We start from the raw sequence: 6,183 nt of genomic DNA, 5'->3' as shown, positions 1-6,183 counted from the left end.
GAGCCTGTTTTTGACGCGGTATTCGACTACGCAGGTAGATTTTCAACGACCTGTTAGAGGGTGGCCCGTCTTCTGAGGAAGTGCACCGCCTGCAATATACGCGGTGTGACTGTAGTTAGAGACAGGGCCACCAATTGATCAGTATGGAGGTGAAGTGATGGTCTTCTATATTTTTGAGCAAGGCCAACGGATGACCACTCCAGTTCGCAGCAACTTTCCCCCCAAAGGGGTGAGAGAAATCAATGCGGCTACCGGCCAGGTCATCAGCAGTGATAGCCAACACCAGAACGAAGCCTTCAGTGACGTCATGGACAGACTAGACCCCAATACGCGCAGGGAAGCGAAAGCAACACCACAGAATATTGCCAGCAGAGCCTATGCAGAATTATCCCAAACAGAAGAACAAAGGCATCCTGAGCTGCTGGTCAAAGACATCATGGCGCCTGTCTCCGTTGTGCTGGAGGCCGATGCCGACTGGCAAGAAGTGAAGAGTGCACTGCGAAACCATCCCGGCGAGGTACTGGTGGTCAATTCAGAGCAGGGCACACCGTGGGGATTGCTTGACTCCCGTAGCCTTGGTCAGTGGCTCCAGTTATATGGCGGGCAAGATCTCTACACACAAATGCCCAACGCACAAAAACTCAGCAATCATCGCTTCTATTCGTCCTTACCGACAGCAACTGTCAGAGACATTGCATCCCTGTTCGTCAAAGAGTCCCTGCAGGCGGTGCCCGTCATTGATCAGGACAATCGCCTGCAGGGGATGGTGACCGAGTCAGTACTCTTACAAGCTCTGCTCAATATGAGCCATGCAGATAGCTGGGTTTAGCCCATGGCATGTAGCACAGAAAGCCAAACGATAAATCACTGATAATCTTCGTCATTCGCCGCACTGATTGTTGATGCGTTTCTGCTCCACTCTTCCCTGGACATCAGATTCACCTGCTGAGTCAGTTCACTCCAGACAATAAGTACAGAGCCTTCGTTCAAGGCGCGTTTAATCTGTGCCACCTTATCAGCAAGGCTAAACTCGTACTCACCATAATCTGTTCCAGAGCGGCTAACGAACTCCTCTATAATTCCCTGCAGAGCTTCAGCTGACAGTGATTGCCATGGAACAATCATAGAAAACTCCTGATGCCTGCCACACCTTGTGCTCCAGCGTTCCAGGCTTGTGACAAGTGGTCACTGTTCATGCCTCCCAGCAAATACACTGGAGTGCGCACAGAGCTAATCATTTGAGCTGCCAAGTCCCATCCCAAGCACTCCCCATCAGGATGAGAAGCGGATGGCAATACCGTCCCTAACAAGATGGCATCAGCATGTACGGCCTCTGCCTTTTGCAGGCTTTTTATATCATGACAGCTGACAGTGAACAGCGTATCAACAGGCACAGGCCTCTGGCTCAATGACATCAGATCCTGCTGTGGCAAATGCAACCCAAGACCAGTACCTACTCGGAATGAGGACACAGGGACATTCACTAACAGCTGTTTTCCTGCTGCCTCTACATCGGTCGCATGCTCAATCGCGAACGCCATGCGTTGTTCAGGCTGCCAGTCAGGCAATCTGAGCTGCAATATGCCTGCTGAGCCAGCCAGCTGTTGTTTCAGCCACTGTCTGGCCTCTTCGTGTGTTGCCACCGCTGGAGAGACGGCTATCAGCTCAGAAAGCTGAACAGCCTTGATTATTGGCGCATTGGCAGCGGGGAAAACGTCAGGATTGAGAGAATCAACAGCAACCCAAGCCAGTGGTTGCCCCTCCTTACCCTCAGGCACACCAGTAAACGCCGATACTTTCCAGACATCCAGACAGACACTCTTGTCCGGATAATGGTGAGTCAGACAAATTAATGGCCGCATATCACTGGGGGTAATCCCAAGCTCTTCCTGCAGTTCACGACTCAGGGCAGTCTCGCGACTTTCACCTACTTCGACCTTGCCACCAGGAAACTCCCACAATCCACCCTGATGGGCAGATTGTGCACGTCTGGCAACCAGCACCTGACCGCGATCATCACAGATCGCAGCGGCTACAACATGGATCACTTTTGCCATTGTTTAACTGCGATAGTCCGCATTGATAGAAACATATTCCTGCGTCAGGTCCGTTGTCCAGACCGTTTCCGTCACACCACCGCGAGCGAGGTTGACTCGTACCGTGAACGCTTCTAGGCTCATTACAGCCTGGCCCTGCTCCTCGGTATAACTTTCTGCACGGCCGCCATCTTTGACGATGCATACATCATCCAGCCATATTTGCAGAGCAGTTACATCCAGATCGTGGACGCCAGCATATCCTACTGCAGCCAGAATACGTCCCCAGTTTGGATCGCTGGCAGACATAGCAGTTTTAACCAATGGAGAGTGGGCAATCGCGTAGGCAACTTTCAGCGCTTCTTCGCTATCAACGGCATCTTCAACACGAACAGTCACAAACTTAGTGGCTCCCTCGCCGTCTTTGACGATGGCGTGAGCCAGATCCTGCATCACTTTGAATAAAGCAGTACGAAACTCGATAAAGTTCGCGTGAGACTCGTCCAGTTCCACACCACTGGCGCCACTCGCCATCAGTATCAGGGAGTCATTGGTCGATGTATCGCCATCGATAGTGATACGGTTGAAGCTTTGATTCGCGCCAGCATTTGCCAGTTGCTGCAATAACGCCTGATCAACAGCCGCATCAGTGGCTACAAAGCCAAGCATCGTCGCCATATTCGGCTTGATCATGCCCGCTCCCTTGGAAATACCCGTAATGGTGACCGTCTTCCCATCGATACTTAGCTGAACACTGGCTCCTTTGGGACGGGTATCCGTGGTCATGATTCCCCAGGCTGCATTTTCCCAGTTGTCTTCCGCCACACGCTCAAGCGCCGCTGGTAACACCGCTTCGATCTTGGCTACTGGCAGAGGTTCACCGATCACTCCGGTAGAAAAAGGCATAACCTGATTTTCAGTAACGCCCGCGTGGCCAGCCAGGGCATTACAGCAACGCATCGCATCCTGCATACCGCGTGGTCCCGTTCCGGCGTTGGCATTACCCGTATTGATCAGCAGATAACGTACAGCCGCTTTTTCCTGGAGGCGAGCCTTACAAAGGTGCACAGGTGCGGCACAGAACGCATTACGAGTGAATACTCCAGCGACGGTGCCGCCCTCAGCCAAAGAAAAAACGACAACATCTCGTCGGCCAGGTCGTTTGATACCCGCTTCAGCTACGCCGATACCTACACCAGCGACTGGATACATATGAGGAAAAGTTTCTGGTCCAACAGCCATTGCAGCACTCCCGCAATCACTTGAAAAATGGCAGCATCCATGGGGCAAAATACCAAAATTGGGATGCGCTAATGTAAAACAGCCGGGCAAGCCCGGCTGGTATTATCTGCAACCCGTCTCAGGCAAGGCGCCCGTGACAGTGCTTGAACTTCTTACCTGAACCGCAGGGACAAGCATCATTGCGTCCCACCTTTGGCTGCTCACGTACAAACGGCTCCGTGTCACTACCGTCAGCCTGGGATGCATCACCAGACGTTTCATCAGCCATGGCTGATGCTTGCTCATGCTGATATTCCATCTGCTGACTGGCTGCTTCTGCACGACGCATCTGCTCAAGCGCCTCTGCTTCGGCAGCCGCTTCTTCCTGAGTTTTGACGCGAACATGCGAGAGAATACGGATCACGTCTTTCTTGATGTTACTCAGCAAATTCTGGAACAACTCAAAAGACTCACGCTTGTATTCCTGCTTGGGATTCTTCTGCGCGTAGCCACGCAGGTGAATACCCATCCGCAGGTGATCCATGGTGGACAGGTGCTCTTTCCACAAATTGTCGAGCACCTGCAGCATCACTTGCTTCTCGAAGCTCCGCATGGTTGACACGCCAACCACAGCTTCTTTGACATCATAGGCACCCTGAACCTCTGCAAGGATTTTCTCCCGTAGGGGCTCCTCGTGCAGATGTTCATCCTCTTCGAGCCACTGGCTCAATGGCAGAGTGATATCGAAATCTCGCACCAGAGCTTCTTCAAGCCCCTGAAGATCCCACTGCTCTTCCAGCGTATTGGGAGGCACAAACTCACTGACCAGATTCGACAGTACTTCCACACGAATAGACTTGATGGTGTCAGCAATGTCGTCCGCTTCAAGCAACTCATTACGCTGGTGGTAAATAACCTGCCGCTGGTCGTTGGCAACATCATCGAATTCCAGCAGTTGCTTACGGATATCGAAGTTACGCCCTTCCACCTTACGTTGTGCCTTCTCGATGGCATTACTCACCATCTTATGCTCAATCGCTTCTCCATCTTTCATTCCCAGTGCCACCATCATCTGGCGCACGCGGTCTGAAGCGAAGATACGCATCAGGTTGTCTTCTAATGAAAGATAGAAGCGGGAGGAGCCTGGGTCACCCTGACGCCCTGCACGACCACGCAGCTGATTGTCGATACGGCGGGACTCATGGCGCTCGGTACCTATGATATGCAACCCACCGGCACTCAACACCTGCTGGTGGCGCTCTTCCCATTCCGCTTTGGCACGCGCTTCATCGTCTGCAGTGACATTATCAAGAAGACTCAATTCCGCCTTCCAGTTACCACCCAGCATGATGTCGGTACCACGGCCTGCCATGTTGGTAGCGATGGTCACCGCTCCTGGACGGCCCGCTTCCGCAATAATCAATGCTTCACGCTCATGCTGTTTAGCATTGAGCACATTGTGCTTGATACCCAGCTTATTCAGCTGCTGTGACACCAACTCCGATGTTTCAATAGAAGCCGTACCTACCAGCACAGGGCGGCCAGTTGAAGTCTGCTCGCGGATATCCTCGATAACAGCATTGAACTTCTCAGCTTCCGTCAGGTACACCAAGTCGTTCATGTCTTTACGCTGGATCGGACGATGGGTTGGAATGACCACCACGTCCAGGCCGTAAATCTGACGCAACTCAAATGCTTCAGTATCTGCGGTACCGGTCATCCCCGACAGCTTGTTGTAAAGACGGAAATAGTTCTGGAAAGTCGTGGAGGCCAGCGTCTGCGACTCAGGGTTGATCTTAACCCCTTCTTTCGCTTCCACTGCCTGGTGAATACCTTCAGACCAGCGGCGACCAACCATGGTACGTCCGGTGTGCTCATCAACAATGATGACTTCACCGTTTCGAACGATGTAATCCACGTCTTTATGGAAAATTACATGTGCCTTCAAACCTGCATGTACGTGATGCAACAGACTCAGGTATTGCGGTGCATACAGGCTTTCACCCTCAGGCAGCAGCCCCTGCTGGCTCAGCCATTCCTCAACATATTGATGGCCATCTTCTGTGAGCTCAACCTGACGTTGTTTTTCATCCAGAGTGTAGTGACCAGGCTCAGCAACTTCCTCGCCTTCCTCTACAGTCTCCTGAAATTTGAGTATGGGAATAAGGCGATTAATACTGCGGTACAGTTCTGAACTGTCTTCAGCCATGCCGGAGATGATCAAAGGTGTGCGCGCTTCATCGATAAGGATAGAATCCACCTCATCGACGACGGCAAAGTTTAATCCCCGCTGCGCACGATCTTCCTTGGAGAAGGCCATGTTGTCACGCAGGTAATCAAAGCCATATTCGTTGTTAGTACCGTAGGTGATATCTGCCCGATAGGCGATTCGCTTAATTTCCGGATCCTGGCCAGAAACGATGATACCGACAGACATGCCAAGAAACTGATAAAGCGGCTGCATCCACTCGGCATCTCGTCGTGCCAGGTAGTCGTTTACAGTGACAACATGCACACCTTTACCAGACAGGGCATTCAGGTAAACAGGCAGTGTCGCCACCAGTGTTTTACCTTCACCGGTACGCATCTCTGCTACACGCCCTTCGTGCAGGGTGATACCGCCAATCATCTGCACGTCAAAATGACGCATGCCCATGACACGTTTGGAGGCTTCTCGCACAACAGCAAACGCCTCTGGCAGAATTTGATCCAAAGACTCGCCTTTCTCCAGTCTGGAGCGGAACTCAGCAGTTTTGGCTTGCAGCGCAGCATCATCAAGGGACCCAAGTTGCGCTTCGAAACCGTTGATGGCATTGACGATTTTTCCCATCCGGCGCAGTTCACGTTCGTTTTTGCTGCCGATGAGTTTTCTAATTAGAGAGGCTATCATAAGCGAATATCGTTACCAGACTAGGGCGGAAAATCC

General features: G+C 52.0%; 5 protein-coding genes. 1 reads left to right on the top strand and 4 read right to left on the bottom strand.

From position 1 onward, the window contains the following. The first annotated feature begins 157 nt into the window (after positions 1–157). A complete protein-coding gene (locus WH50_RS08535; protein WP_104156481.1) occupies positions 158–829 on the top strand; it encodes a CBS domain-containing protein in 672 nt (223 codons plus the stop codon). Positions 830–864: 35 nt separating this feature from the next. Here the strand turns inward: WH50_RS08535 and WH50_RS08530 are convergent, their stop codons facing one another. The 4 genes from WH50_RS08530 to secA all read right to left on the bottom strand — a co-directional run bounded on the left by WH50_RS08530 (position 865) and on the right by secA (position 6,147). After that, a complete protein-coding gene (locus WH50_RS08530; protein ID WP_104156480.1) occupies positions 865–1,125 on the bottom strand; it encodes a YheU family protein in 261 nt (86 codons plus the stop codon). Then, positions 1,122–2,057, bottom strand: a complete 936-nt coding sequence (locus WH50_RS08525; RefSeq protein WP_110186926.1) for a Nudix family hydrolase — start codon at positions 2,055–2,057, stop codon at positions 1,122–1,124. Before WH50_RS08525 ends, WH50_RS08530 begins: the two co-directional genes overlap by 4 nt. Positions 2,058–2,060: 3 nt before the next feature. Next, a complete protein-coding gene (gene argJ, locus WH50_RS08520; RefSeq protein WP_110186925.1) occupies positions 2,061–3,278 on the bottom strand; it encodes a bifunctional glutamate N-acetyltransferase/amino-acid acetyltransferase ArgJ in 1,218 nt (405 codons plus the stop codon). 118 nt (positions 3,279–3,396) lie between these two features. After that, entirely contained in the window at positions 3,397–6,147 is a 2,751-nt protein-coding gene (gene secA, locus WH50_RS08515; RefSeq protein WP_110186924.1) for a preprotein translocase subunit SecA, read from the bottom strand. Positions 6,148–6,183: the final 36 nt, after the last annotated feature.

This window comes from Pokkaliibacter plantistimulans (genome assembly GCF_003194385.1).
GTDB lineage: Bacteria > Pseudomonadota > Gammaproteobacteria > Pseudomonadales > Balneatricaceae > Pokkaliibacter > Pokkaliibacter plantistimulans.
The sequence above is the reverse complement of the archived record's forward strand: the minus strand, read 5'-3'. Positions and strand labels throughout refer to the sequence as shown.

Coding starts and splice junctions, on each gene's coding strand:
- WH50_RS08535 (WP_104156481.1), top strand. CDS start 158: ATGGTCTTCTATATTTTTGAGCAAGGCCAACGGATGACCACTCCAGTT.
- WH50_RS08530 (WP_104156480.1), bottom strand. CDS start 1,125: ATGATTGTTCCATGGCAATCACTGTCAGCTGAAGCTCTGCAGGGAATT.
- WH50_RS08525 (WP_110186926.1), bottom strand. CDS start 2,057: ATGGCAAAAGTGATCCATGTTGTAGCCGCTGCGATCTGTGATGATCGC.
- argJ (WP_110186925.1), bottom strand. CDS start 3,278: ATGGCTGTTGGACCAGAAACTTTTCCTCATATGTATCCAGTCGCTGGT.
- secA (WP_110186924.1), bottom strand. CDS start 6,147: ATGATAGCCTCTCTAATTAGAAAACTCATCGGCAGCAAAAACGAACGT.